The 26,880-nt window shown below is 66.5% G+C and carries 21 protein-coding genes; 13 read left to right on the top strand and 8 right to left on the bottom strand.

Annotated features, from left to right (window positions below):
* Positions 1-17 precede the first annotated feature (17 nt).
* Positions 18-956, bottom strand: a complete 939-nt coding sequence (locus ABRP28_RS03675; RefSeq protein WP_350002226.1) for a PAC2 family protein — start codon at positions 954-956, stop codon at positions 18-20.
* A gap of 258 nt (positions 957-1,214) precedes the next feature.
* Between ABRP28_RS03675 and ABRP28_RS03670 the strand changes: the two genes are divergently transcribed.
* From ABRP28_RS03670 to ABRP28_RS03650, 5 genes are all read left to right on the top strand, one after another.
* Positions 1,215-2,738, top strand: a complete 1,524-nt coding sequence (locus ABRP28_RS03670) for a leucyl aminopeptidase (protein WP_350002225.1) — start codon at positions 1,215-1,217, stop codon at positions 2,736-2,738.
* 261 nt (positions 2,739-2,999) lie between these two features.
* Positions 3,000-4,382 carry a dihydrolipoyl dehydrogenase gene (gene lpdA / locus ABRP28_RS03665; RefSeq protein WP_350002224.1) on the top strand — a complete coding sequence of 461 codons (1,383 nt, stop codon included), beginning with the start codon at positions 3,000-3,002 and terminating at the stop codon, positions 4,380-4,382.
* A 114-nt stretch (positions 4,383-4,496) separates the two neighbouring features.
* The gene (gene sucB, locus ABRP28_RS03660) at positions 4,497-6,239 is read left to right on the top strand and encodes a 2-oxoglutarate dehydrogenase, E2 component, dihydrolipoamide succinyltransferase (protein WP_350002223.1); all 1,743 of its coding nucleotides are present in this window, start codon (positions 4,497-4,499) and stop codon (positions 6,237-6,239) included.
* A gap of 177 nt (positions 6,240-6,416) precedes the next feature.
* Complete coding sequence (locus ABRP28_RS03655; RefSeq protein ID WP_066275205.1) at positions 6,417-6,767, top strand: hypothetical protein; 351 nt, start codon at positions 6,417-6,419, stop codon at positions 6,765-6,767.
* 190 nt (positions 6,768-6,957) lie between these two features.
* Positions 6,958-7,386, top strand: coding sequence for an OsmC family protein (locus tag ABRP28_RS03650; RefSeq protein ID WP_350002222.1), 429 nt, complete (start codon positions 6,958-6,960; stop codon positions 7,384-7,386).
* Positions 7,387-7,463: 77 nt separating this feature from the next.
* Here the strand turns inward: ABRP28_RS03650 and ABRP28_RS03645 are convergent, their stop codons facing one another.
* On the bottom strand, positions 7,464-10,991 hold the full coding sequence (locus tag ABRP28_RS03645; RefSeq protein ID WP_350002221.1) for a S41 family peptidase: 3,528 nt from the start codon (positions 10,989-10,991) through the stop codon (positions 7,464-7,466).
* Between the two features lie 73 nt (positions 10,992-11,064).
* On the opposite strand from ABRP28_RS03645, the gene ABRP28_RS03640 reads away from it, so the two are divergent.
* Complete coding sequence (locus tag ABRP28_RS03640; RefSeq protein WP_350002220.1) at positions 11,065-11,958, top strand: TIGR01777 family oxidoreductase; 894 nt, start codon at positions 11,065-11,067, stop codon at positions 11,956-11,958.
* 108 nt (positions 11,959-12,066) lie between these two features.
* On the opposite strand, the gene ABRP28_RS03635 is transcribed toward ABRP28_RS03640, so the two are convergent.
* Positions 12,067-14,022, bottom strand: coding sequence for a serine/threonine-protein kinase (locus ABRP28_RS03635; protein WP_350002219.1), 1,956 nt, complete (start codon positions 14,020-14,022; stop codon positions 12,067-12,069).
* Between the two features lie 160 nt (positions 14,023-14,182).
* Here ABRP28_RS03635 and lipB point away from each other — a divergent pair, with 160 nt between their 5' ends.
* From lipB to ABRP28_RS03615, 4 genes are all read left to right on the top strand, one after another.
* Positions 14,183-14,851, top strand: coding sequence for a lipoyl(octanoyl) transferase LipB (gene lipB / locus ABRP28_RS03630; protein WP_374152918.1), 669 nt, complete (start codon positions 14,183-14,185; stop codon positions 14,849-14,851).
* On the top strand, positions 14,848-15,855 hold the full coding sequence (gene lipA, locus ABRP28_RS03625; protein ID WP_350002218.1) for a lipoyl synthase: 1,008 nt from the start codon (positions 14,848-14,850) through the stop codon (positions 15,853-15,855). The genes lipB and lipA overlap by 4 nt, the downstream gene beginning before the upstream one ends.
* A 97-nt stretch (positions 15,856-15,952) precedes the next feature.
* On the top strand, positions 15,953-16,705 hold the full coding sequence (locus ABRP28_RS03620) for a DUF4191 domain-containing protein (protein WP_188813212.1): 753 nt from the start codon (positions 15,953-15,955) through the stop codon (positions 16,703-16,705).
* Positions 16,706-16,787: 82 nt separating this feature from the next.
* Entirely contained in the window at positions 16,788-17,147 is a 360-nt protein-coding gene (locus ABRP28_RS03615) for a DUF3817 domain-containing protein (RefSeq protein WP_350002217.1), read from the top strand.
* Here ABRP28_RS03615 and ABRP28_RS03610 read toward each other — a convergent pair.
* Positions 17,144-17,581, bottom strand: coding sequence for an RDD family protein (locus ABRP28_RS03610; RefSeq protein WP_104188642.1), 438 nt, complete (start codon positions 17,579-17,581; stop codon positions 17,144-17,146). The two genes, ABRP28_RS03615 and ABRP28_RS03610, sit on opposite strands and share 4 nt — an antisense overlap.
* 301 nt (positions 17,582-17,882) lie before the next feature.
* On the opposite strand from ABRP28_RS03610, the gene glnA (ABRP28_RS03605) reads away from it, so the two are divergent.
* Positions 17,883-19,307: a type I glutamate--ammonia ligase gene (glnA, locus tag ABRP28_RS03605; protein WP_350002216.1), complete on the top strand. Its 1,425-nt coding sequence runs from the start codon at positions 17,883-17,885 to the stop codon at positions 19,305-19,307.
* A 242-nt stretch (positions 19,308-19,549) separates the two neighbouring features.
* On the opposite strand, the gene ABRP28_RS03600 is transcribed toward glnA (ABRP28_RS03605), so the two are convergent.
* The 3 genes from ABRP28_RS03600 to glnA (ABRP28_RS03590) are packed head-to-tail and all read right to left on the bottom strand — an operon-like array spanning position 19,550 to position 24,457.
* Positions 19,550-20,074, bottom strand: coding sequence for a GNAT family N-acetyltransferase (locus ABRP28_RS03600; protein WP_350002215.1), 525 nt, complete (start codon positions 20,072-20,074; stop codon positions 19,550-19,552).
* Positions 20,075-20,095: 21 nt separating this feature from the next.
* The gene (locus ABRP28_RS03595) at positions 20,096-23,107 is read right to left on the bottom strand and encodes a bifunctional [glutamine synthetase] adenylyltransferase/[glutamine synthetase]-adenylyl-L-tyrosine phosphorylase (protein WP_350002214.1); all 3,012 of its coding nucleotides are present in this window, start codon (positions 23,105-23,107) and stop codon (positions 20,096-20,098) included.
* A 9-nt stretch (positions 23,108-23,116) separates the two neighbouring features.
* A complete protein-coding gene (glnA, locus tag ABRP28_RS03590; protein WP_066280551.1) occupies positions 23,117-24,457 on the bottom strand; it encodes a type I glutamate--ammonia ligase in 1,341 nt (446 codons plus the stop codon).
* A gap of 274 nt (positions 24,458-24,731) precedes the next feature.
* Here glnA (ABRP28_RS03590) and panB point away from each other — a divergent pair, with 274 nt between their 5' ends.
* On the top strand, positions 24,732-25,634 hold the full coding sequence (panB, locus tag ABRP28_RS03585) for a 3-methyl-2-oxobutanoate hydroxymethyltransferase (protein WP_350002213.1): 903 nt from the start codon (positions 24,732-24,734) through the stop codon (positions 25,632-25,634).
* A gap of 56 nt (positions 25,635-25,690) precedes the next feature.
* Here the strand turns inward: panB and ABRP28_RS03580 are convergent, their stop codons facing one another.
* Positions 25,691-25,855 carry an SPOR domain-containing protein gene (locus ABRP28_RS03580; protein ID WP_188732230.1) on the bottom strand — a complete coding sequence of 55 codons (165 nt, stop codon included), beginning with the start codon at positions 25,853-25,855 and terminating at the stop codon, positions 25,691-25,693.
* A 121-nt stretch (positions 25,856-25,976) separates the two neighbouring features.
* Here ABRP28_RS03580 and map point away from each other — a divergent pair, with 121 nt between their 5' ends.
* Positions 25,977-26,855, top strand: coding sequence for a type I methionyl aminopeptidase (gene map, locus ABRP28_RS03575; RefSeq protein WP_350002212.1), 879 nt, complete (start codon positions 25,977-25,979; stop codon positions 26,853-26,855).
* Positions 26,856-26,880 lie beyond the last annotated feature (25 nt).

The raw sequence follows: 26,880 nt of genomic DNA, 5'->3' as shown, positions 1-26,880 counted from the left end.
TTTATCGGTCCAGTCTCTTACTGGCCCGGGTTCTCCCTGGCCAGGTACGCCTCCACTGCAGCGCCGAGGTCGTCGGCGTTGGGCAGCTCATCGTTCTCGTCGGCCAGGAGCGACCGGCGCACCGTGCCCTCGGCCTTTTCGTCGTAGCGGGCCTCCAGCCGCGACACCACCTGCTGGACATCCTCGGAGGCGTCGATCTGCTCCGCAATCTGCCGGCTTACCTCGCGGCCTGCTTCACGGAGCCTGTCCGAGGGCAGCATCAGGGAAGTGGCGGCACCCAGGTATTCAAGGCCTGCGACGGCGGCGGTGGGGTATTCCGCCTCCGCCAGGTAGTGCGGAACGTGGATGACGTAGCCGGCCACGTTGCGTCCTGCCTCCACCAGCCGGAGTTCCAGGATGTGGCCCACCGCGGCGGGGACTTCAACTGTCGGTTTCCAGACTGAGATGCCCTCGATCAGCTCGGGCCGGTTGCCGTGTACCGTCACGCCCACCGGCCGGGTGTGGGGAACGGGCATGGGGATGGAATGGATCCAGGTCACCAGGTTCACGTCCAGTTTCTCCACGATGCCCACCACGGCGCGCGCGAACCTCTCCCACTGCAGGTCCGGTTCGAACCCTGCCAGCAGCAGGAAGGGCTTGCCGAGCCCGTCCACCAGCCGGTAAAGGGCCAGCCGGGGCTCCTGGTAATCCTGGAGGTGGTCCTCCACGAACGTGAGGTGCGGCCGGCGCGAGCGGTAGTCAATGAGCTGGTCCGCATCAAAGACGGCCACCGGCTCCGCATCGAGGGAATCCAGCAGTTCGGCGTTGATCTGCTTCACCACGTGGCCGGCGTCGGCAAATCCGGTAAAGCCCATCACCAGGTTCAGCCCGCGGAGTTCAGGGCTGTGGAACAGCTCGATGTTGCTCGCATAGAGCGCATCGGGGTCCAGCAGGGAGCCGGAGATCCGTTCAAGCACGGCATGTTCCTTTCATGGGTGCGGGTGGACATTCTGTACAACGCCCCGGGACAGCCGGGCATTCCGGCGCCGGCTGTGGCGCACCTCTCACGAAATTCACCAGCTCAGACACGGACGGGCTACGATCGGAACTGGCCTGCCAGGCGGGCCCGCAGACACCCGGACTGCGTTCCGAACGGCCGTACCCGGGCAACCATGGCAGAGCGCCGAACATGCACCCCTGCCCGAACATCTTTCGAGAATCGAGGACTGATCCGCGTGGTCAAGAATACTGAAATCAACCTTAGTACCCTCTCGCGGGACCTGAAGAAAAGCCCCAGTGACGCCGTCGTCATAGGTGTGGGGCAGGGTGCGGACGGGCCCGTCCTCCTGGACAACCCGCTGACCGCCCGGTCCGCCGAGGCGCTGGCTGATTCCCTCAAGGCCCTCGGTATCACGGGCGCCGCCGACCAGCTGGTGCGCCTGCCGGGCCTGCCTGAAACCGGCGCGGGCGTGCTGGTCCTGGCGGGCGTGGGCAAGGTGTCAGCCTCGCAGCCCCTGGCAGGGGAAGCCCTGCGGCGGGCAGCAGGTTCCGCCGTCCGCCAGCTCGCCGGCCTTGCCACCGTTGCCCTGGCATTTCCGACGGCGTCCATCGCCGATGTCGAGGCCGTGGCCGAGGGTGCAGCGCTGGGTGCGTACTCCTTCAGCGAGTTCCGGTCCTCCACGGACGGCCTGAAGGACCCCGTCCGCAACGCCGTGATCTTCACTGAACTGGACGGCCAGAAGGAACTGGACGCAGTCCTCAAGCGGGCTGCGCTGATTGGCAGGGCGGTCAACGCCACCCGGTCCCTGGTCAACCAGCCGCCCAGCCACCTTTACCCGGAGACCTTCGCCGAGGCGGCGAAGGACCTGGCCAAGGGGCTCCCCGTCAAAGTGACCGTCTGGGACGAGAAGCGCCTTGAGAAGGAAGGCTTCGGCGGCATCATGGGTGTGGGCAAGGGGTCCGCACGCCAGCCCCGCCTGGTGAAGGTGGAGTACTCCCCGGCCAAGGCAACCTCGAAGATCGCGCTTGTGGGCAAGGGCATCACGTTCGACACCGGCGGCATTTCCATCAAGCCCGCCCTCGGCATGGGCGACATGAAGAGCGACATGGCAGGGGCCGCCGTCGTCCTTAATACTGTCCTGGCCCTCGCGGGACTTGGCCTGCCGGTCAAGGCCACCGCGTGGCTCTGCATCGCCGAGAACATGCCCTCCGGTGCCGCTTCCCGCCCGGCTGACGTCCTCACGATGTTCGGCGGCAAGACCGTTGAGGTCCTGAACACCGATGCCGAAGGCCGCCTGGTGATGGCTGACGGCATCGTCGCCGCCAGCCGCGAGTACCCGGATGCCATCATCGACGTAGCCACCCTCACCGGCGCGCAGCTGATCGCCCTGGGCAACCGGACCGCCGGCGTCATGGGATCGGACAGCGTGACGGGTCCCCTCAAGGCAGCAGCAGACCGGGCCGGCGAACTCGTCTGGCCCATGCCGCTCCCAGAAGAACTGCGCCCCAGCCTCGATTCGCAGGTCGCCGACCTCGCCAACATCGGCGAACGCCACGGCGGCATGATGACCGCCGCCGTTTTCCTCCGCGAGTTCGTGGGTAAGGGCAAGGACGGGGAACAGATCCCCTGGGCCCACATCGACATCGCCGGGCCCTCCTTTAACAACGGGAGCCCCTATGGCTACACGCACAAGCAGGGAACGGGCTGCACGGTCCGTACCCTCGTGGCGTACGTGGAGGACATCCTGGCTGCAGCCTGACCCCTTTGGCCGCGCCTCCGGCATGCTGTCACGCGGCTTTGCGGGACCGGTGATCCCTGTGCCACAAAGCCGCGTGACACTCGACACAAGCGCTCCACAAACGTGGTGCCAGGGTGGAGCATGGATAAGTGGTTCGCTAAGGTGAACCACGGTAGTCACAAATGCAAGAGAATCGGCCTGCTGGCATAATCACGGCAGTGCAAGTTCCAAGACCAGATGATGCGCAGGACCGCGTCATCGTTCACGCGAGGGAGCGTTTTAGTGGCCGATCAGGCAACTGCGCAAGAATTCGACATCCTGGTACTCGGTGGCGGCAGCGGCGGATACGCCGCCGCGCTCCGGGCAGTACAGCTTGGCCTCACCGTCGGCCTCGTGGAGAAGGCAAAGCTGGGCGGCACCTGCCTCCACAACGGCTGCATCCCCACCAAGGCCCTCCTGCACTCAGCGGAACTGGCCGACCACGCCCGCGACTCCGCCAAGTACGGCGTGAACGTCACCCTTGACAGCATCGACATCAACGCCGTCAACGCGTACAAGGACGGCATCATCGCCGGCAAGTACAAGGGCCTGCAGGGACTCATCAAGTCCAAGGGCATCACCGTCATCGAGGGTGAAGGCAAGCTCCAGGGCAACGACACCGTCGTGGTGAACGGCACCGCCTACAAGGGCAAGAACATCGTCCTGGCCACCGGTTCCTACTCGCGCACCCTTCCCGGCCTGGAGCTCGGCGGCAAGGTCATCACCTCCGACCAGGCCCTGACCATGGACTTCATCCCCAAGAGCGCCATCATCCTGGGCGGCGGCGTCATCGGCGTCGAGTTCGCCTCGGTGTGGAAGTCCTTCGGCGTGGACGTCACCATCGTAGAGGGCCTGCCTTCGCTGGTCCCCAACGAGGACGCCACCATCGTCAAGAACTTCGAGCGTGCCTTCAAGAAGCGCGGCATCAAGTTCTCCACCGGCGTGTTCTTCCAGGGCGTCGAGCAGAATGACGACGGCGTCAAGGTCACCCTGGTGGACGGCAAGACGTTCGAGGCTGACCTGTTGCTGGTCGCCGTGGGCCGCGGTCCCGTCACCGCCAACCTGGGCTACGAGGAAGCGGGCATCACCATTGACCGCGGCTTCGTCATCACCAACGAGCGCCTCCACACGGGCGTCGGCAACATCTACGCCGTGGGCGACATCGTCCCCGGCGTCCAGCTGGCGCACCGCGGCTACCAGCAGGGCATCTTCGTGGCCGAGGAAATCGCCGGCCTGAAGCCTGTGGTGGTCGAGGACATCAACATCCCCAAGGTCACCTACTCCGAGCCGGAGATCGCCACCGTGGGCTACACCGAAAAGGCCGCCAAGGAGAAGTTCGGCGAGGACCAGGTGCAGACGCAGGAATACAACCTCGCGGGCAACGGCAAGAGCTCCATCCTGGGCACCTCCGGCCTGGTCAAGCTGGTCCGGCAGAAGGACGGCCCCGTGGTGGGCGTCCACATGATCGGCGCCCGCATGGGCGAGCAGGTGGGCGAAGCCCAGCTGATCGTGAACTGGGAAGCGTACCCGGAGGATGTGGCCCAGCTGCTGCACGCCCACCCCACCCAGAACGAGTCCCTGGGCGAAGCCCACCTGGCACTCGCGGGCAAGCCCCTTCACGGCTAGTCTCCCCCAACACCCAAGGGCCTGGTGCGCCCGGCACGGAATGCCGGGTGCACTAGGCTGGCCAACAGGCAGCATTCATCCGCACTAAAGATCAATAAGGAGAACGGGGACGACATGTCTGAATCCGTTAACTTGCCCGCCCTCGGTGAGAGCGTCACCGAAGGAACCGTCACCCGCTGGCTCAAGCAGGTAGGTGACCGGGTAGAGGTGGACGAGCCGCTGCTCGAAGTCTCCACCGACAAAGTAGACACTGAAATCCCCTCTCCTGTAGCTGGCGTGATTGAGGAAATCCTCGTTGCCGAGGACGAGACCGCCGAAGTTGGCGCTCCCCTGGTCCGGATTGGAGACGGTTCCGGCGGAGGCGCACCCGCCGAAGAGGCCCCCGCGGAAGAGGCACCGGCTCCCGCGGAAGCTCCCTCCACCGAAGCGCCCGCCCCCGCAGAAGCACCCGCGCCTGAAGCGTCCGCACCAGAGGCACCGGCTGCCGGCGGCGAAAGTCACGAGGTCACCCTGCCGGCCCTCGGCGAGAGCGTTACCGAAGGCACCGTCACCCGCTGGCTCAAGGCCGTAGGCGACGCCGTGGAGGTGGACGAGCCCCTTCTGGAGGTTTCCACCGACAAGGTCGACACCGAAATTCCCTCCCCCGTGGCCGGTACCCTCCAGGAAATCCGCGTCAACGAGGACGAGACCGCAGAGGTGGGATCCGTCCTTGCCGTCATCGGCTCAGGCGCTGCAGCCGCCCCGGCCGAAGCCCCTTCCACCGAGGCGCCGGCCAAGGAAGAGCCCAAAGCCGAAGCGCCGAAGGCTGAGGCACCCGCACCGCAGGCCGCTCCCGCCCAGGAAGCACCCAAGCAGGAAGCCCCCAAGGCTGCGCCCGCTCCCCAGGCTCCCGCAGCAGCGCCGGCTTCCGCCGAAGCTGCAGGCGGATCCGAGTCCGGCTATGTGACTCCCCTGGTCCGTAAGCTGGCAAACCAGCACGGCGTGGACATCACCTCCCTCTCCGGCACCGGCGTCGGCGGCCGCATCCGCAAGCAGGACGTCATCGCCGCCGCCGAGGCAAAGGCAGCTCCCGCTGCCGCTCCGTCAGCCTCCGCCCCGGCGGCCTCCGCGTCCGCCGGCCAGGCTGCTTCCTCGCTGCGCGGCACCACCCAGAAGGCCCCGCGCATCCGGCAGGTCATCGCCCGCCGCATGCGTGAATCCCTCGAGGTCTCCACGCAGCTGACCCAGGTCCACGAAGTGGACATGACCAAGGTCGCCAAGCTCCGCGCCCGCGCCAAGAACTCCTTCCAGGCACAGAACGGCGTCAAGCTGACCTTCCTGCCCTTCATCGCCAAGGCTGTTGCCGAGGCCCTGAAGCAGCACCCCAAGCTCAACGCTGCGTACGACGAGGACAAGCAGGAGATCACGTACCACAACGCCGAGCACCTGGCGATCGCCGTGGACACCGACAAGGGCCTGCTGGTTCCGGTCATTTCCGACGCCGGCAGCCTGAACCTGGCCGGACTGGCGGGCAAGATCGCCGACGTCGCCGGCCGCACCCGCGATGGCAAGATCGGCCCGGACGAGCTGTCCGGCGGCACGTTCAGCATCACCAACATCGGCTCGGTCGGGGCCCTGTTCGACACCCCGATCATCAACCAGCCGCAGGTGGGCATCCTCGGCACCGGCGCCATCGTCAAGCGCGCCGTGGTGGTTGCAGATGAGAACGGTGACGACTCGATCGCCATCCGCTCCATGATGTACCTGTCCCTCACGTACGACCACCGCCTGGTGGACGGCGCGGACGCCGGCCGTTTCCTCCAGACCCTGAAGGCACGCCTTGAAGAAGGCGCCTTCGAAGCGGACCTGGGGCTGTAACAGCCACAACGCGCACGACGGCGGTGCAGGCAACGGCGGGAAACCTGCCGGACGGCCTGCACCGCCGTCGTCATTTAACCCATCCGGCTGCTGCCGGCGCCGGCCCGCGGAGCACGGCGGACGGAGGCACCCCCTAGGCCAGCTACTACGGCTGGTAGAAATGGCTACACTGGTCCCATGAACATCGTCTATAACATTGTGGTCTTCCTGCACATCGTCGGCGCAGCCATGATCGTGGGCATCTGGATCGGCCAGATGAAGAAGCCCACCGTCCATCCCCGCCAGTTCGACGGCGCCATGCTCCAGCTGCTGACCGGCGTCGCCCTGATGGGGCTTATCCCGGCCCTGGACATGGACGCCAACTACTTCAAGCTCGGCATCAAGTTCGCGGTGGCCCTTGCTGTTGGCGTGCTCGCCTTCATTGGCCGCCGCAAGTACAAGAAGGGCGAGGACATCAGCGCAGGCCTGGCGCACGGCGTAGGCGGACTCGCGCTGCTGAACATCGCCATCGCGACGCTCTGGCAGTAGCCGCTCCGCGCAATAAACAACCACGGCGACGCTCCCTCCTGCGGGGGCGTCGCCGTGGTTGTTTAATGCCCTGGTCATAATCCTCTGACAGCGGACAGCCAGTGCATGCCGCGGGCGTTGTCCCTAGGATGGGAGACGGCGGGGTCCAGGCAGCAGCCTGCCCCGGTACACATCGACCTGAGGAGTGAACATGGCAGCAACACGTTCAGCAAACGCAGTATGGAACGGCAACCTGACGGAAGGTTCCGGTACCACCAGCCTGGCCACCTCAGGCCTGGGCACGTTCGACGTCACCTGGAAGGCCCGCACCGAAGCGGCCAACGGCAAGACCAGCCCGGAGGAACTCATCGCCGCCGCGCACGCCGCTTGCTTCTCCATGGCCTTCAGCAACGAGCTCGATAAGGCGGGCCACAAGCCGGAGGAAGTCCGCACCAAGGCTGACGTGACGTTCGTCCCCGGCACTGGGATCACCGGCAGCCACCTCACCATGTCCGCAAGGGTCCCCGGCATTTCCGAGGAGGAATTCCAGAAGATCGCGGGCGAGGCCAAGGTGGGCTGCCCCGTCTCCGGCGCCCTGGCCAGCATCGACATCACCCTGGATGCGACCCTAGAGTCCTGATCCGGCAACAGTAAAAAGCCCTGCCTGGCCATTCCGGCCAGGCAGGGCTTTTTGCGCTGCTGCTCTTGCTGCCGGGACTACTTGCTGTGGCGGCGTGCGGGCAGCGGAGCGGGACGCAGCCGGCGGTACCCTTCGCGAGCCGGCGGACGGTCCGTGGGCAGTTCCTGGATCATCTCCTTCAGCGCACCAATGCCGTACTCCAGCTGGGGGTCCCGGCCCGCGGCGTAGGCATGGGGCGGGAACGTAACCTCGATGTCCGGGTCAACGCCGTAGTTCTCTACGCTCCAGCCCACCCCGCCGCCGAACCAGGTGGCGTACCGCGGCTGCGTCACGCCGGTGCCGTCAGCGAGGGCGTAGCGGTTGTCAATGCCCACCACACCGCCCCAGGTGCGCGTCCCGATGACCGGGCCGATCCCCCTGAGCTTGGACACCTGCGTGATGATGTCCCCGTCGGAGCCGGCAAACTCATCGGCCAGGATGATCACCGGTCCGCGCGGCGCGTGGTGGGGGTACGTCCGCGGCTTCTCCCCGCGCGGCATGCTCCACCCCGTGACCTTGCGTCCGATGAGCTCTGCCACCAGCTGCGAGGTGTGTCCGCCGCGGTTGCGCCGTACATCGACGATCAGTCCGTCCAGGGCGGTCTCCGTGTCAAGGTCGCGATGCAGCTGCGCCCAGCCGTTCGCCATCATGTCCGGGATGTGCAGGTAACCGAATTTGCCCGCTGACGCTTCGCGGACGGTGCGCCTGTTGGAGGCCACCCATTCCTGGTAACGCAGCCGCTCCTCATCCTTGACGGGCACGACGGCGACGCGGCGCTGGGTGCCTGCCGCGGCTCCGTGCGCGGCACCATTCAGGAGGGTCAGCTCCACGGCGCGGCCTGCAGCACCGACCAGCTGCATGGCGGGCGTGACGCTTCCAGACAGCGGTACGCCGTCGATGGCGAGCAGGATGTCCCCCGCCTTACCGCCGACGCCGGGCCGTGTCAGGGGCGAGGTGGCCAGCGGGTCGGAAGACTCGCCGGCAAGGATGCGGATGATTTCCCATCCGCCGGAGGTGTAGGCCAGGTCCGCACCCAGCCGGCCCTGGCCGTGGCTGCCGTTCTCGGTGACAAGGGCCGGCCGCACGTAGGCGTGCGAGGTTCCCAGTTCGCCGTGCAGCTCCCACAGGAGGTCCACCAAGTCATCATGCGAGCCCAGGCGCTCCACGAGGGGACGGTAGCGGCGGTGGATGGATTCCCAGTCCTGGCCGGCCATGTCCTCGGTCCAGAAGAAGTCTCGCTGCAGCCGCCAGGCCTCGTCGAACGCCTGGCCCCACACGCTGAGCGGGTCCATCATGACCCGGATCCGGCCCAGGTCCACCTTGACCAGCTTCCCGGATTCCTCATCTGCCTTGGCGTCGGCGGGGACCACCGTGACCTGCTTGTCGGAGACCAGCACCACCTTGCTGCGGTCTCCCGACAGCCGGTAGCTGTCCAGTGCGTCCACCAAGGTGGCCTGCTTGCGCCGTGCAAGGTCGAACCGGACCAGGCTGGGGCGGGCGTCCTTGTCGTCCTGGCTGGCCTTGCCGTCGCCGGTGACCCCCGCGAGGGCCCAGTCGAGCCAGAGCAGCGCTCCCTCAGTGGCTTTGAGGGAGGTGTAGTTCCCCTGCGGCACGGGAACGGTGATGACCCGGTGCGCCAGGCCCTCGGCCTCCACCCGGACCTCCGGTACTGCCGGTTCGGCGTCGGGCCCCGACCCGTCTCCCCCTGCCGCTGCCGCTTCCCCCGCATCGGAGTCCACCGCGGGGCCAAAGGGCGACGGCGTGTCACCAGAGAGTGCCACGAGGTACGGCTTGATGGGCGTGGGGAAGGAGAGGTCGAAGGAGTGCCCGTCGTACACAGGGTCGAAGCTGCGGTTCGACAGGAACGCCAGGAATTTCCCGTCCGGGGTAAAGACCGGGGACTTGTCTCCGAAGCGGCCGTCCGTGACATCCACCGGGGCGGATCCCGGCGTAGCCACGTTGGCCAGACGCAGCCTGCTGCGGGAACCGAAGGACGTGACCGGCTCTGACCAAACGAGCCACTGCGAGTCCGGCGACCACGATAGGTCGGCAACTGTGCCCTCGCCGATGCTGGAGACCAACGTCAGTTCCCCGGTGCGGGTATCCGCCACGTAAACCTCGCCGAAGGACGTGCCGAGGGCGAGCCGGTTTCCGTCAGGACTGGCCTCCAGGGCACTGGCCCGCGAGGGGCGGGGAAACTCGATGCGGGTCTCAACCGGAAGCGCCTGCGCCTCCGCAGCTGAGGTACCCGCCTCGGGCGCAACATCAGCCTGCTCATCCGAGGCGTGGGCAGGAACCGCATTCCTGGCCTGCGCGGTGTTTCCGGCCAGCGCGGCAGCACCGGCTGCCGGAACCGGTTGCGGCAGGATCACTGCCTCTTCCCGTCCTGCGGCCACGGGCGCGGGGACGTCCGCCGTGCTGCGGGCTGCCACGGCATCCTGCCCCGCGTCCGCACCGACAATCCCGGCATGCGGCACAGGAGCGGCGATGTCCTTGATGTACAACGCCTCCACATTGCCGTGGTCGGCAAGGTAGGCAATCCGGCCGTCGCCAAGGGGCCGCGGCAGGCGGGCACGGACGCCCGGCGTCGCCTCGATGATCCGGGACGGCCCGTCTTTGTGGCGGAGCCAATGGATGGTTCCGTGGGATTCGATTGCACTGGCGGAGCCTGTGCTGTCCGGCACCGCCGCACCAAGGTGCTTGGCGGTCTTGAGCAGTGCAGGACGCCTGGACTGGGAGGCGGAGCCAAGGGTGATGTCCACCCGAACGGCGTCGGAGCCGAGGTCGTGCAGTACCCACAGCTCGCCGGCCGATTCGAAAATGACACGTTTGCCGTCGGTGGCGGCGTGCCGGACGTAGAAGTCTTCGTGGTCCGTGTGCCGGCGCAGGTCCTTCCCGCCGGGAAGGACCGAATACAGGTTGCCGTAGCCCTCGTGGTCCGAAAGGAAGGCAATGCGTCCGTCCACCCACATGGGATCAGCGAGGTTGCCGTCAAGCTCCGGTACAAGGCGTTCAAACTCCCCGTTGCCGTCGGCGTCGATCCACAGCTTCCCGGCAGTGCCGCCGCGGTACCGCTTCCACCAGGCGGGTTCACGGGACAGCACGCTGCTCACCACCACAGGCCGTTCGTCGCCCACCTCCGGGCCAAAGGCCACGGACTCAACCGGGCCGAACGGGAGTTCCTCGGCCCACCCGCCCTCCAGCGGGACGCTGTAGGCGTGGGTGTGCCTGCTTTCGGCCTGGCGGAACGCGCTGGTGACCACCACTGAACCGTTGGCGGTGAAACCCTTAACCCGCGTTGTGCTGTGGCCGAAGAAGGTCAGCTGCCGGTACCCGCCGCCGTCGACCTCTGCCGACACTACTTCCGGCGCCGTTCCCTGGACCACGGACCACACCAGCCTCTTCCCGTCAGGCGTGAAGCGGGGGTTGCGGGCGGGCAGCTGGAGGGCCGAGACGCGCCAGGCGCGGCCGCCTCCAAGGGGCGCAATCCACACGTCGTCCTCGGCCACAAAGGTGACCAGATCGCCGTGCAGATGCGGGAAACGGAAGTAGCTCGAAAAGGTCATCGTTTGATCATAGTCAACCGTCCTGCGGCCTGTCGGGAGGTGCCGCCGGTGCTGCCGCGTGGTGAGATGGACCATGCGTATCGTCATGGCCGGCGCCTCCGGGCTCATCGGCACCTCCATGTCAGAAACCTTCACGAAGGCGGGCCACCACGTCGTGTCCCTGGTCCGGGGGAATCCGGCCTCCCCGTCGGAGGTCAGGTGGGATCCCGCGGCCGGGGAACTGGATCCGCAGGCGCTGGCCGGGGCGGACGCCGTGATCAACCTGTCCGGCGCCGGCATCGGGGACCGGCCCTGGACCCGCAAACGGGTGGAGGAGCTGTTCAGTTCGCGGATTGGTTCAACGCGCACACTTACGCACGCGATGCGCCAGTTGGATTCCCCGCCCCCCGCCTTCATCAGCCAGTCCGGCTCGAACTACTATGGCGACGCCGGCAACACGGTTCTTCGGGAATCGGCGCCACCGGGCGCAGGGACCTTGTCCAGGATCTGCGTCGAGTGGGAGGAAGCGGCCCGCTCGGCCCCGGAAGGGGTGCGGGTGGTGACCACGCGGACGGGCGTTGTCCTCAGCCGGTCGGGCGGAGCCCTTGGCAAGCTGCTTCCCCTGATCCGGCTGGGCGTGGGCGGGCCGCTGGGGAACGGCCGTCAGTACTGGCCGTGGGTCACACTGCCGGATGTCTCGGCGGCATTCCTTTTCCTGGTGGAGTCCCGGGTGAGCGGGCCGGTGAACCTGTGCGCCCCCGAGCAGGCTGACGTGGACACCCTGGTGGGGGAAATTGCCCGTGCCCTGCACCGGCCCGCCGCTTTGCGGGTTCCCGGCACTGTGCTGCGGCTGTTGATGCGCGACCTGGCTGAGGAACTCCTGCTGTCCAGCCAGCGCATGGAACCTGCGGTGCTCCTGGAGGCCGGCTTCGCGTGGCAGCATCCCACGGCTGCCCAGGCCGCCCAGTGGGTTGCCGGCAAGGATTAACGGGGCCGAAAGAAGGGCTGGGGCTCCGCGGCGTTCCTTTCAGCGGTTGGCCTCTGCGCGCGGGGGGCGGCACAGCGAACCGTGCCAGGGCAGGCCTGCACGCGAGGCTCAGCCGCCAGGAAGGATCTCGCTGATCCTCCAAGTACCGTCCACTGCCACGAGCACCAGCCGGAGCTGGCGGCTGGTGCCGGCCGGGCCCGCCCCAACGACGATGCCCCCTGCATCCCTCTCCTCATAGGCGGAAGAAGAAGAACGCACCCGCACCACGGCGCGCGCGGCGGTAACACCGTCCTCCGTGTGGAGGTCTTCAAGGCTGCTGGAAAACCCGGCGAGGACGTGCCCTGAGCTGCGAAGCCGTCCGGCTGTCCGCGCATCGGCGGCTGCTGCCGGCGAACCTTCTGCGTTTACCTCGTCCAGCAGCCCGAGGTCTCCGGTGCTGAAGGCCAGGTCCCGGAGGGCAGCGAGGCCTTGGACGGCCTGGCTGGGGTCCGACGCCCTCGCCTGCTGCCTGGCAACTTCCGTGCGGCTGTCACCGCCGGCGCTTCCGGATCCAGCTCCACTTCCGCTGACGGCCTGCGTCGTTTGATCGGCCTGCGCTGCTTGAGTCGCCGTGGTTCCAGCTGCTGCAGTGCCGATCCCCCGTTCCCGGCCGGGTTCCTGCGTGATGACGTATTCCTGCTCGGTGACTGGCTCGGGCGTGGTGGCTGACTCGGGCGTGATGCCGGACGCCGGCGGAAAAGCCGGCGCCGGCAGTCCCGCTGCTCCTGCAACCCACCACGCCGCGGCTGCCCCCACCAAGGCGGCCGAGGCAAGGACGCCCCGCAACCGCCGTACGCGCAGCTGCGAGGGCGGGCGGCGCCGTTCTCTGACGGCTCGGGCCCTACCGGATCGGGGTGTGAGGGGTTTAGCCGTGCTTGGTTGAACTGTGCCGCGTTGAACCGTAATTGATAGTGCTGCGCCGGGTTGAACCGTGCTTGATAGTGCTGCGCCGGATAGCGCGGTGACGGTTTGTGCTGCCCCGGCTTGTGCTGTGCCGGCATGCTTCCCCCCGCCTGACGGACGGCGCTCCTTGACGGGCTGCGGAAATGGCAGCCGCAGCCCGGGGGAAGGCGCACCGGGCCACTTGGCCGTGACGATCCACCTCCCTGCAGCCCTGCACTTCTCCGCAGCCGCCCGTGGCCGGGTCGTTGCCGCAACCTGGCGGCGGGTCAACAGCTCCGGAATCACGGTGGGATGGACAGAGGCGGCGAGGTCCAGCGGCCGGGGCGACGCGCTGCGGTAGATGGCCGTAGCCAGCGCGGCAGCGGTGGGCCGGCCCCTCCGGTCCTCCTTCAGGCCTGCTTCCAGGGCAGCCGCCAGCTCCCGCGGAACGTCCGGGACCAGAAGGGGCAGCGGCGGCCTGGCAGAGGTCCTGGGTGGAGCCTGGCCGGTCAGGCAGAACCAGCCGAGCGCCGCCGCCGAATAGACATCCCTTTCGGGCTGCAGGCCACGCACCGCGTCCACGGGGGACGGGTCCACGAAGCCGGGTGTTCCTGACGGGGCAGCAGAACCGGGGTCACCCAGCATGCGAGCTATGCCAACGTCGGACAGCAGGGGCTTTCCCTGGCCAGTGAACAGGATATTTCCCGGCGAGACGTCCGAATGGGTAAACCCCTTGCTGTGCAAATACCCAAGGGCATGGGCGATGGGTGTCAGCACCGTCACCGTTTCGCCAACACTGAGCTTCCCGCGGCTGGCCACGAGGGCGGCCAGTGAGCCGCCGGGCGCGTAGTCCATCACCAGAGCGGTCCCGCCGGCCGGCATTCCCGGAAGCCGGACGGCGTCGTGTGCCTTGATCAGATGCTCGTGGTCCAGGACGGACAGAATGCGGATCTCGCGCCTGACGGCGTCCTCCGTTGCCGGGCCACTGCCTGCTGGACCGTCCTGGACCGGGTGGAAGCACTTCACCGCGAAGTCCCGACCGGTCCGGTTTTCCCTGGCCAACCAGACCGTCGCGCTTCCTCCGCGGCCCAGGAGCCGTCCCAGGACAAAGCCGGGTACCTCCGGCGCCTCCGAAATCTCCATAGGACATGTCTAGTCGAATCCTTTTTCCCGTGCAGAAGTTATCCACAGGCCGGCCGCTGGCAGGCTGCATCCCCCTGCCCGCATGTGGCGTGCCCCTGGGAGGGGGTGAGCTTAAGCACTAAACCGGGCGAGGGACGCCACGGCGTCTAAGCTGGATGCCATGACTCTTGAGTTTTCACAGCTGGGTCTTGCTCCCGATTTTGTCGACTACACCCAGGGTTGGCAGATCCAGAGCGAACTCCACGACAAAGTGGTCGCGGGGGTGGCCCCCAGCACTGTCCTCCTCCTGGAACATGCAGCCGTCTACACGGCAGGCAAACGGACCGAGGACCATGAAAAGCCGTTCGACGGTACCCCGGTTGTCCCCGTGGACCGTGGCGGAAAACTGACGTGGCACGGCCCCGGCCAGCTGGTGGGATACCCCATCATCAAGCTGAAGAACCGGGCAGGGATCCGCGACTACGTTGAGCGCCTGGAAGCCGTCATCATCACGGTGCTGGCCGACTACGGGATCTCCGCAGTCCGGATCAAAGGCAGGGCCGGAGTGTGGATCACTGCGGACAGCAAAGGCCCTGACCGGAAGATCGCGGCCATCGGCATCCGGGTGCATGAGGGCGTGACCATGCACGGGTTCGCCATCAACTGCAACAACGACCTCGCACCCTATTCCCAGATCATCGCCTGCGGCATTACGGACGCCGGCGTGACTACCATCACCCAGGAAACCGGCCATGACGTTGCCCCGGCCGACCTGGTGGACCGCATTACCGAAGAACTGCGCAAGAATGAAGACGCCCTGGTCGCTACCCCCGAAGGAGCTCTACTGTGACATTGGCACCTGAAGGCCGGAAGCTTTTGCGCGTTGAACAGCGTAATTCTGCTGTTCCCGTGGAGCGTAAGCCGGAGTGGATCAAGGCGAAGGTCCAGATGGGCCCGGAGTTCGTCCAGCTCAAGAACCTGGTCAAAAAAGAGGGCCTGCACACGGTGTGCGAGGAGGCCGGCTGCCCCAACATCTTCGAGTGCTGGGAGGACAAGGAAGCCACGTTCCTGATCGGCGGGTCCGAATGTACCCGGCGCTGTGACTTCTGCCAGATCGATACCGGCAAGCCCTCCCCGGTGGACAGGTTCGAGCCCACCAAGGTGGCCCGATCAGTCCAAGCGATGCAGCTGCGCTACGCCACCGTCACCGGTGTGGCCCGCGACGACCTCGCCGACGAGGGTGTGTGGCTGTACGCCGAAACGGTCCGGAAGATCCACGAGCTGAACCCGGGCACCGGCGTGGAACTATTGATCCCGGACTTCTCCGGCAAACCCGAGCACATCGCCGCGATCTGCGAATCGAAGCCCGAGGTGTTCGCGCACAACGTCGAGACCGTGCCGCGGATCTTCAAGCGGATCCGGCCCGCGTTCCGGTACGAGCGGTCCCTGGATGTGATCACGCAGGGCCGGAACCTGGGCATGGTGACCAAGTCCAACCTGATCCTGGGCATGGGCGAGACCCGCGAGGAGATCTCCGAGGCCCTGCGGGACCTGCACGAGGCCGGCTGCGACCTGATCACCATCACCCAGTACCTGCGCCCGTCCGAGCGGCACCTGCCGGTGGACCGCTGGGTCAAGCCCCAGGAATTCGTGGACCTCCAGGACGAGGCCACCGAGATCGGCTTCCTGGGTGTCATGTCCGGGCCGCTGGTCCGTTCCTCCTACCGCGCCGGCCGGCTCTGGGCCACCGCGATGCGGAAGAAAGGCTGGGAAATCCCCGCCGAACTCGCCCACATCGAATCCTCCGGCAGCACCCGCCAGGAAGCCAGCTCGCTCATCGCAGCACACCACTGATCTGCAGTTCAGAACAAAACACACCGTCCCCGAAGGGCCGGCACCTGAATAATCCGGTGCCGGTCCTTCGGCTTTGGTCACGTAGAATTAAGGCACTATGGCGAAATCCCCTGATTCCAGCAACTCCACTCCGTCTGGCTCCAGCGCAGTCAAGCGTGGCCTCTTCTCCCGCAAGCCGAAAGAAGCGAAGGCCAAGAAGCCCAGCCGGCTCAAGCAGATCCGCGAAGTCTTCACCATGACCCGCCGTCACGACCCCATGGTCCCGTGGCTCATGCTGCTGGTTTTCCTTGGCGTCGTGGCTGTCAGCTTCCTGGTGGGCTTCTGGCTGGATAACTGGATCACCGGCCTGATCATCGGCATCCCCCTGGGCCTGCTCGGTGCCACGTTCATCCTCTCCCGCCGGGCAGAACGCGCCGCCTTCGCGCAGATCGAGAACCAGCCCGGCGCTTCCGGGGCCGCACTGGGAACGCTTCGCCGCGGCTGGATCACCGAGGAACAGCCTGTTGCCGTCAACCCGCGGACGCAGGACGCTGTGTTCCGCGCCATCGGCCGTCCCGGCGTCGTCCTGGTCAGTGAAGGCCCCACGCACCGCGTGAAGCCGCTGCTGGACGCGGAACGCAAACGCCTTGCGCGCATCCTTCCCAACGTCACCGTGCACGTCATCGAAAGCGGCCGGGGCGAGGGCCAGGTGCCCATCAGCGAGGTGGCCAAGAAGATGGGCAAGCTCAAGAAGGAACTGACCAAGCTTGAGGTGAACGCTGTGTCCAAGCGCATCGCCTCACTGGGCAACCGCCTCCCGATCCCCAAGGGCATCGACCCCTACAAGGCGCGTCCCAACCGCGGACGCTAAATTCTGAACCTGCCCCGGTTCCGGCTCCGGCCGGCAGCCGGGGCGTTTCTTTGCGGCCCTCGCGGCAGGAGAGGACATTATTGTGACCTTCAAGAAAACAGCGGTGATCCGCGCATTCCGGATCCTGGCAGTCGCCGAAGCCTTCAGCTGGGCAGCGCTCCTCATCGGCATGTACTTCAAATGGATCGCCGGCACCACTGAATTAGGCGTCCAGGTTGCAGGCCCCATCCACGGCGCACTGTTCGTGGGCTATGGCGTTGCCGCCCTGGCACTCTGGAGGCTGCAGCGCTGGCCGTTCGTCGTGGCGCTGTTCGCAGGCGTCTCCGCCGTCTTCCCGTTCGCCACTGTCCTTTTCGAGCGCTGGGCGGACAAGCGTAACTACCTGGACGGCACGCCGGCATCGCGTGGCGCCGGGGAAGTCCGGGAACGCAGCTCCGTCTAGCGGCGCACCAGCAGCGTGTCCATAGCCTTGTCGTGGAGGCCCCTGTGGTCGGGGTCGAAGATGACCGCAGGGATGACAAGGCAGAGCAGCAGGGACCTCACCAGCGCGGCCAGCGGGCCCGCCGGGCCGCCGCCGGCCTTCACCACGTGGATGCCCATGGCCCGGTGTCCGATGCTGTAGCCAAGGGTTCCGATCAGGAGGGTCTGCTCGACGGCGAAGATCGCCAGGGTTGCCCACGGATCGCCCCCGAAAGCAAAGTTGCTGATCAGGAGCGCGATGCCCCAGTCGATCATGATGGCGGCGATCCTGCGGCCGGCGCGCGCAATGGAGCCCGGCCCCGATTCCGGCAGTCCCAGCCGCTCCCCCGGATATTTCGAGATGCCCGAAGTGTCGGGGCCGGAGAGCCACGAGCCGATGTCTTTACGATCTACCACGGTCCAAGCTTAGCGACTTCCCGCCGACCACACTGTGGATGGGGTTAGACCACAGAGTGGACGGAAGATAGCGTTGCCATATCAGGGCATTATGTAACCTGCCCGAAACAATGCGGACACGGACGGGAAATGCCGCGTCCATAGGCTGTTACCAGTTTCAAGCAATCCGCCGCCACGCAGTACGGGGCAGGGTTTACACAGCAGGTACTCACAGCAGGGAAACTGCGTTTCCCTGCCCGTCGGATTGCGCTGGATCAGCTGGCTTGCCAGCCAGATATTTACATATGCGTTAGGAGCATAGATGTTCAAGACTGCGGACGAAGTCCTCAAGTTCATCAAGGACGAAGATATTAAATTCGTCGATATCCGCTTCACCGACCTCCCGGGCGTCCAGCAGCACTTCAACGTGCCGGCCAAGAGCGTTGACGCAGACTTCTTCGTCAACGGCCAACTCTTCGACGGGTCTTCCATCCGCGGCTTCCAGGGCATTGCCGAGTCTGACATGCAGCTGATCCCGGACGTCACCACCGCGTTCCTGGACACCTTCCGCATGGAGAAGACGCTGGCGCTGAACTTCTCCATCGTCAACCCGCGTACGGGCGATCCCTACCACCGCGACCCCCGCGGCGTTGCCGAGAAGGCTGAAGCCTACCTGGCCTCCACGGGCATCGCCGACACCGCGTTCTTCGCTCCCGAAGCTGAGTTCTTCGTGTTCGACAACGTGCAGTACCAGTCCTCCCCGCAGGGCAGCTTCTACAAGATCGACTCCGAAGAAGCCCACTGGAACACGGGCCGCGAGGAAGAAGGCGGAAACCTCGGCTACAAGACCCCCGTCAAGGGCGGCTACTTCCCGGTTTCCCCCACCGACAAGCAGGCTGACCTGCGCGACGCCATGTGTGTCGCCCTGGATGAGGCCGGCCTCGAGGTCGAGCGCAGCCACCACGAAGTTGGATCCGCCGGCCAGGCTGAAATCAACTACAAGTTCACCACGTTGACCCACGCTGCCGATGACCTGCAGAAGTTCAAGTACGTCATCAAGAACACCGCAGACGCGTGGGGCAAGTCCGTGACCTTCATGCCCAAGCCTGTCTTCGGTGACAACGGCTCCGGCATGCACTGCCACCAGTCCCTGTGGAGCAACGGCGAGCCGCTGTTTTACGACGAGAAGGGCTACGCCGGCCTGTCCGACACCGCCCGCTGGTACATCGGCGGCCTGCTGAAGCACGCTGACGCTGTCCTGGCCTTCACCAACCCGACGGTGAACTCCTACCGCCGCCTGGTCAAGGGCTTCGAAGCTCCGGTCAACATGGTCTACTCGCAGGGCAACCGCTCCGCCGGTATCCGTATCCCCATCACGGGCTCCAACCCCAAGGCCAAGCGGATCGAGTTCCGCGCTCCGGACCCCTCCTCCAACCCGTACCTGGCGTTCGCTGCCCAACTGATGGCCGGCATCGACGGCATCCGCAACCGCATTGAACCCCCGGCCCCGATCGACAAGGACCTCTACGAGCTCCCCGCCGAAGAGGCCAAGGACATCCCGAAGGCTCCGGGCACGCTCGAGGAAGCGCTGGAGGCCCTGCGCGAGGACAACGAGTTCCTGCAGGCCGGCGGCGTGTTCACCCAGGACCTGATCGACACCTGGATCGAGTACAAGTACGAGAACGAGATCCGCCCGCTGTCCCTGCGCCCGAACCCCTACGAGTTCGAGCTCTACTACGGCGTCTAGCATCACAGTCTCTTGGGACACCAAAGGCGGCCACCGGTTATCCGGTGGCCGCCTTTTGCGTGCGGCCCGAAGGTGGGAGCCCGGCTCCAGACGTGCTGAGACCGGGAGCCGGACCCCCTGACGAATGCCCCCCGGGACGAAGACCAGTTTCAGCCCTCCCCCCAACAAGGTTGAAGAACACCGCCATTCCACATAATCGGGCAATCGCTTTCTCAGCGCAATGCGGCCCGCCGCCCGTTACGTCATTGTGGTCTAAAACTGCGGAACATGATCCGCTGGGGACCTGATTGCCCGCCGGTGTACCGGCCCCGGTCCACGAACCCGGCACTGCGGTAGGCGGACAGGCCCGCCGCATTCGCTTCATTGACGGAAAGAACGACGCCGGCCTCACCCGTATGGTCCCTGACCGTAAGTTTTTCCGCGGCGGACACAGCGGCGGCCGCCGCTAGCCGACCCAGCCCCCTCCCCTGTTCACGCCTGTCGATCAGGAAGCCCCTCAGGAGCCACGCGGACTGGTCGTCCGGCCAGCCTGCCAGGCGCGCCGCCCCGGCCTGCAAGGTGAGTACACCCACGGCCCGGCCGGCGGACTCGATCACGTAGGGCCGGCGTGATTCCTCAGCCAGCCCGGCGAGGGCCATGCGGAGCGGATCGCCAACAAACCTGTCCTGCCCGGGCCCTGTTTCGAGTCCCGCCACCGCCTCGAGGTGGATGGCGCGGGCATCGTCGTCGAGGTCCTGGAGTGAAATCAGCCAGATGCTCTGGTTCATGCCGCTGTTATTGGCCATGGGCTACTGGCCGTAGAAGACCCGCTCGAAGACCGCCCGGGCCCGGCGGCTGACCCGAAGGTAGTCCTCCTCCAGCGCCGCTGCCTGTCCCGGTTCATATCCGCACCAGCGGGCAACGGCTTCCAGGTCGCGCCGGGATGAGGGCAGAAGGTCCGAGGCCTTGCCGCTCCAGATGACGTTCGCAGACCGGATCCGGCTCGCAAGGCGCCAGGCAGCAGCCAGCAGGCCGGCGTCGTCCTGCGTGAGCAGGCCGAGCCGGGCGGACGCGTCCAGCGCTTCCAGCGTGGACGTGGTGCGCAACTCCGGGTGGCTGCCGGCGTGCTGGAGCTGCAGGAGCTGGACGAGCCATTCGACGTCGCTCAGTCCGCCGCGGCCCAGCTTGAGGTGGCGTGCGGGGTCGGCTCCGCGGGGCAGTCGTTCAGACTCCACGCGTGCCTTGATCCGCCTGATCTCCCGGACGTCGGTTTCCGCCACAGATTCCGGGTACCTGATGGGGTCGATGAGTTCCAGGAAATCCTTGGCCAGGTCGTCGTTTCCGGCCATGGGCCGGGCCCTGAGCAGCGCCTGCGCCTCCCAGATCAGCGACCAGCGCCGGTAGTATTCGGCAAAGGAGTCGAGGGAACGGACCATGGCACCGTTCTTCCCCTCGGGGCGCAGGTCGGCGTCCATCTGGAGCACCCGCTCAGCCATAATGGCCGGCTTCAAGGGCTGGGTCAGCAGGGTGGAGACCTTGGTGACGATCCGGGCGGCCTGCTCCTGCGCTTCCTCGGGACTGAAACCCGGCAGGGCCCTGTGCACGTACATGACGTCCGCGTCCGAACCGTAGCCGATCTCGCGGCCGCCCTGGCGCCCCATGGCAACCACCAGCACGGTCGTCTTCAGCGGTCCGTTGGCGGAGACGATGCCTTCAGCCACGCGCAAGGCGCCCAGCACTGCGGCCCTGTCCGTGTCCGCCAGGGCCCTCCCCACCCGGTCCTGGTCCAGCAGGCCGGCTGAATCGGCAATGGCGATCCGGAGGATCTCCCGGCGCCGGATCAGGCGAATGAGGCGCATGGCGCTTTCCGGATCAGCGTGCCGCGACATCTTGGAGGTGATTTCCTGCCATTGGGCGTCGAAACCCACGGGCGCCAGGTCCTTGTCCTGGCCCAGCCAGGCCACCGACTCAGGAGAGACCTCCAGCAGATCCGCGATCAGCCGTGAATTGGAGAGCATGTGGCACAGCCGCTCTGCGGCCGCGTTGGAGTCCCGGAGCATCCCCAGGTACCAGTGCGTGGTTCCCAGGGCCTCACTGACGCGCCGGAACGCGAGCAGCCCGGCGTCCGCGTCCACGCCTTCGGCCAGCCAGTCGAGCAGGATGGGCAGCAGCTGCCGCTGCAGGGCAGCGCGGCGGCTGACCCCCGCCGTCAGTGCCTCGATATGGCGCATGGCGCCCTTCGGGTCCCGGTACCCGAGGGCAGCCAGCCGCCCCTCTGCGGCTTCCGGGGTCAGCTTGGCGTCTTCACTGCTGAGTTTGGCAGCCGTGTTGAGCAGCGGCCGGTAGAAAATGCGCTCATGCAGTTCCCGGACGGAGCGCTTTGTTTTCTGCCAGGTGGAGAGCAGCGCGTCGGGGTGGGGCCGCTCGCTGGAGAAGGGACCCAGAACGGCCTTCGCCAGCGACCTGAGCGCCGGTTCGGCAACGGGCATCAGGTGGGTCCTGCGCAGCTGGAAGAGCTGGATGCGGTGTTCCAGCAGCCGCAGGTAACGGTAGGCGTTGTCGAAGGCGGCGGCGTCGGAGCGGCCGATATAGCCGCCCGCGGACAGGGCTGCGATTGCGGAGGTGGTGTCCCGCCGCCGGAGCGTTTCGTCTGCTTTCCCGTGGACCAGCTGGAGCAGCTGGACGGTGAACTCCACATCACGGAGCCCGCCGCGGCCAAGCTTGATCTGCCGCTGCTCTTCCGCGGCCGGAATGTGTTCGGTCACCCGCCGGCGCATGGCCTGCACCGATTCCACGAATCCGTCCCGGCTTGCCGAACTCCAGATCAGCGGCGCCACGGCTTCCTCGTAGCGGCGGCCAAGATCCGCGTCGCCGGCAATGGTCCGCGCCTTGAGCAGCGCCTGGAACTCCCAGCTCTCAGCCCAGCGGGCATAGTAGGTCTGGTGCGAGGCAAGGGTCCGGACCAGTGGCCCGGACTTTCCTTCCGGCCGAAGGTTCGCGTCCACCTCCCACAAGCCAGGCTCACGGGCAACGGAGGAGATGGCGCGGGAAATTCCACTCGCCAGGGCGGTCCCTATGGTGTTCGCTTTCGCATCATCCAGGGCGCCGGGATCCACCACGTAAATGACGTCCACGTCGGAGATGTAATTCAGTTCGCGCGCGCCGCACTTGCCCATCCCGATCACCGCAAGGCCGACGTCGGCAACGTCCCCGGTGCCGTACTGCTCACCTGCCTCGGCACGCGAAACCGCAAGGGCCGCTTCGATGGCTGCCCCGGCAAGGTCTGCGAGCTCGGCGCCCACCGAGGGAAGGAAGTCCAGGGGATCGGCCGCGCACAGGTCCTTGACGGCGAGGTCCACCACGCCCCTGCGGTACGCCGTGCGAAGCGCCGCGTAGGCGTCATTTCCGGTGGCGGCTGCCACCGGCCGGGCGGCCCGGGGGTCGGCGCCCACGGACTGCAGGAGGACCCCCCGCAGGGCCGCAGCATCGGCCTGCAGCGGTTCAGGGCTGGCGCTGACGTGGAAGGCCTCAAGGTGTTCAGGATGGCGGATCAGGAACTCCCCGAGGGCTTCGGACGCCCCCAGCACCCGGTACATCGGTTCGCTGGTATCGGGGTCCGCGGCGGCCAGGTCCCGGAGGTCCGGATGCTTTTCGATCAGGCGGACCAGGGACTGCAGCGCGGTGTCCGGGCTGGCTGCCATCTGCAGGCCCGCAAACAGCCTGTCCTGGTCCAGCCCTTCCAGTTCCGGCGCAGCAAGGAACCGCTCCCCCTTTTCGAGGTCGCTGAATCCAGCCGCGATGAGGCGGCGAGCCAGGCTCACGCCCGCAACCTAGAGGATGCCGAGGTTGCGCTGCAGCTCGTAGGGCGTCACCTGCAGGCGGTAGTCCTGCCACTCGGCGCGCTTGTTGCGCAGGAAGTGCTCAAACACCTGCTCGCCCAGGATCTGCGGCATGAGCTCTGAATCTTCCATGGTCCGGATGGCGTCGTGGAGGCTCGCGGGCAGCGGATCGTGGCCCATGGCGCGGCGTTCGGCTGAGCTCAGCGACCACACATCGTCCTCGGCAGCGGCCGGGAGGTCGTAGCCTTCCTCGATGCCTTTCAGGCCCGCTCCAAGCAGGACGGCGTAGGCCAGGTAGGGGTTCGCCGCGGAGTCGATGCCGCGGTACTCGATGCGCGCGGACTGGCCCTTGCCCGGCTTGTACAGCGGGACCCGCACCAGGGCGGAGCGGTTGTTGTGGCCCCAGCTCAGGTAGCTGGGAGCCTCTCCGCCGCCCCAGAGCCGCTTGTAGGAGTTGACGAACTGGTTGGTCACTGCGGTGAACTCGGGCGCGTGCTTGAGGATGCCGGCGATGAACTGGCGCGCGGTCTTTGAGAGCTGGAACTCGGCCCCGGCCTCATAGAAGGCGTTCGTGTCGCCCTCGAACAGCGAGAAGTGCGTATGCATGCCGGAGCCCGGGTGGGCGGTGAAGGGCTTGGGCATGAAGGTGGCGTAGGTGCCCTGCTGCAGCGCAACTTCCTTGATGACCGTGCGGAAGGTCATGATGTTGTCCGCGGTCTGCAGGGCGTCGGCGTAGCGAAGGTCGATTTCGTTCTGGCCGGGGCCGGCTTCGTGGTGGCTGAATTCCACGGAAATGCCTACGGATTCGAGCATGGTGACCGCTGTCCGGCGGAAGTCCTGGGCCACGCCGCCGGGGACATGGTCGAAGTAGCCGCCTTCGTCCACAGGCACCGGCGCGCCGTCCGGCCCGGGTTCCTGCGACTTGAGGAGGTAGAACTCGATTTCGGGGTGGGTGTAGCAGGTGAACCCCATGTCGGCAGCTTTGGCGAGGGTCCGCTTCAGGACGTTGCGGGGGTCCGCGGCGGACGGTTCACCGTCCGGGGTGAGGATGTCGCAGAACATGCGGGAGGTCTGTTCCGTCTCCCCACGCCAGGGCAGGATCTGGAAGGTGGAGGGATCGGGCTGGGCCAGCATGTCGGACTCGAACACCCGGGCCAGGCCCTCAATGGCGGAGCCGTCGAAGCCCAGTCCTTCCTCGAAGGCACCCTCAACCTCGGCGGGGGCAAGTGCCACGGACTTGAGCGAACCCACGACGTCGGTGAACCACAGGCGCACGAAACGTACGTCGCGCTCTTCGATTGTGCGCAGGACAAACTCTTGCTGGCGGTCCATGATGGCCTCTTCTCCGGTCAACGTCCATGCTCCGGGCCCGCAGTAAAGGGAAGCCGGCAGCAGTTCACCAACACTGTACTAAGCATTCGGCGCCGATGCTGAAGCCTGCGCCGCGCGTAACACAGCGTTAACGCCCCGCCGCCGGATTTCAGCTGCGCAACCGGTGTCCGCGCCGTCCGGACCCGCGTGGAGGGAAGCCCGTATGACCCTTATCACCAGTTGAGCCTTTGGCCGGCGGTAGCTAGGACAGCGGCTCCCGCACTACGCTCATGCCATGGCCTCAAGCAACAGCTCCGATTCCAGCATGTCCGCCGACGTCCCCGCCCCCTACGGCAGCGGGCCGGGCCAGGCAGCTGCGCCTGCTGCTGGGCCGCAGCGGAAGCCGGCCAAGGTGCGCATCCACCACCTGCAGCAGGCCAAGAGGGACGGGACGAAGTTCGCCATGCTGACTGCCTACGAGCAGTACACAGCCGAAATTTTCGATGAAGCCGGAATTGAGGTCCTCCTCGTCGGTGATTCGGCCTCGAACAACGTCTTCGGCAACGAGACCAGCCTTCCGGTCACGGTGGACGAGCTGCTGCCACTGTGCCGTGCCGTGGCCCGCAGCGCCAAGCGGGCGCTCATTGTGGCCGACCTGCCCTTCGGCAGCTATGAGGTCTCCCCCGAGCAGGCAGTCGGCGCCGGCGTCCGGTTCCTCAAGGAAGGCCTGGCCCACGCTGTCAAGATCGAGGGCGGCGCCTACTATGCCCCCACGGTCAAGGCCATGGTCCAGGCCGGCATCCCCGTCATGGCGCACATCGGTTTCACCCCGCAGAGCGAGCACGCCCTCGGCGGCTACCGTGTCCAAGGCCGCGGCGACGACGCACAGCGGCTTATCGATGACGCGGTGGCCCTCGCCGGGGCGGGGGCGTTCTGCGTGCTGATGGAGATGGTTCCCGCAGAGACCGCAGCCGCAGTGGATGCGGCTGTTCCCGTCCCCACGGTGGGCATCGGCGCCGGCAAGGAAACGACCGGACAGGTGCTCGTCTGGCAGGACATGGCCGGAATGCGGGGCGGACGGATGGCCAAGTTCGTCAAGCAGTACGCAGACCTGCGCAGCACACTCCTGGACGCCGCCACCCACTATGGCAACGACGTCAGGTCAGGGCAGTTCCCCGGGCCGGAACACTCTTTCTAGCAGCGGTTCCCACGGGGCGTGCGGGCCGGCACCCGGCCCGCACGGCCGCGCAGGGCTCAGTCGTCGTCGTCCTTCTCCCAGGCCTCGTTGCGTGCCCGCACCTTTTCCAGCGCGTGTTCAGCCTCCTCCCGCGTCTTATACGGCCCGATCAGCTGGCTCCAGTCGGACAGCCGGTCCTCTTCGATCTCATGCGTATTGACGTTGTACCAGTACTCAGTCATCGGTGCTCCTCGTTTCGGCGGCGGGAAAGCTGGGGCGTGATCCGCGTAACTTAAATTCTTACGCGGGCCGCGTGCGGCTTCCGGTTGTTAGGCGTTCTGCAGTGCCTTATATGATCAATCTATGCCTTCCCTTGCCTCGACTGCACCCATCGGCACCCTCACCCCGGGAACCGTAGGTCCGCAGCGTCCCGTCCCGGCGTCCATCCCCCGGCCGGAGTACGTCGGAAAGCCCGCACCGGCGAAATTCACCGGATCGGAGGTCAAAACCCCCGAAACGATCGAGAAGATCCGGATCGCGTCGAAGATCTCAGCGCAGGCCATCGTGGAGGTGGGAAAGCATATCCAGCCCGGCGTCACCACCGACCAGCTGGACAAGGTGGGCCACGAGTTCCTCCTTGACCACCACGCCTACCCGTCCACCCTCGGCTACCGGGGCTTTCCGAAGTCGCTGTGCTCATCCCTGAACGAGGTCATTTGCCATGGCATCCCGGACAGCACAGTGGTCCAGGACGGGGATATCCTCAACATCGACATCACCGCCTTCATCAACGGAGTCCACGGGGACACCAACTACACCTTCCTGGTGGGTGACGTGGACGAGGAATCCCGGTTGCTGGTGGAACGCACGCAGGAGTCGCTGAACCGGGCCATCAAGGCTGTTGCTCCCGGGCGGGAAATCAACGTCATCGGCCGGGCAATCCAGTCCTATGCCAAGCGCTTCGGCTATGGTGTTGTCCGTGATTTCACCGGGCACGGCGTGGGCGAAGCCTTCCACACCGGGCTCATCATTCCGCACTACGATGCGGCACCTGCCTACAACACGGTGATCGAGGCCGGCATGGTCTTCACGATTGAACCGATGCTCACCCTGGGCACTGTGGAGTGGGACATGTGGGCCGATGACTGGACCGTGGTCACCAAGGACCGGAAGCGCACTGCCCAGTTCGAGCACACACTGCTGGTCACGGAGTCCGGCGCGGAAATCCTCACGCTGCCCTAGCAGGCCCACCTGGCACCACCCCTAC

Source organism: Pseudarthrobacter sp. WHRI 8279, assembly GCF_040224115.2.
Taxonomy (GTDB): Bacteria; Actinomycetota; Actinomycetes; order Actinomycetales; family Micrococcaceae; genus Arthrobacter.
The sequence above is the reverse complement of the archived record's forward strand: the minus strand, read 5'-3'. Positions and strand labels throughout refer to the sequence as shown.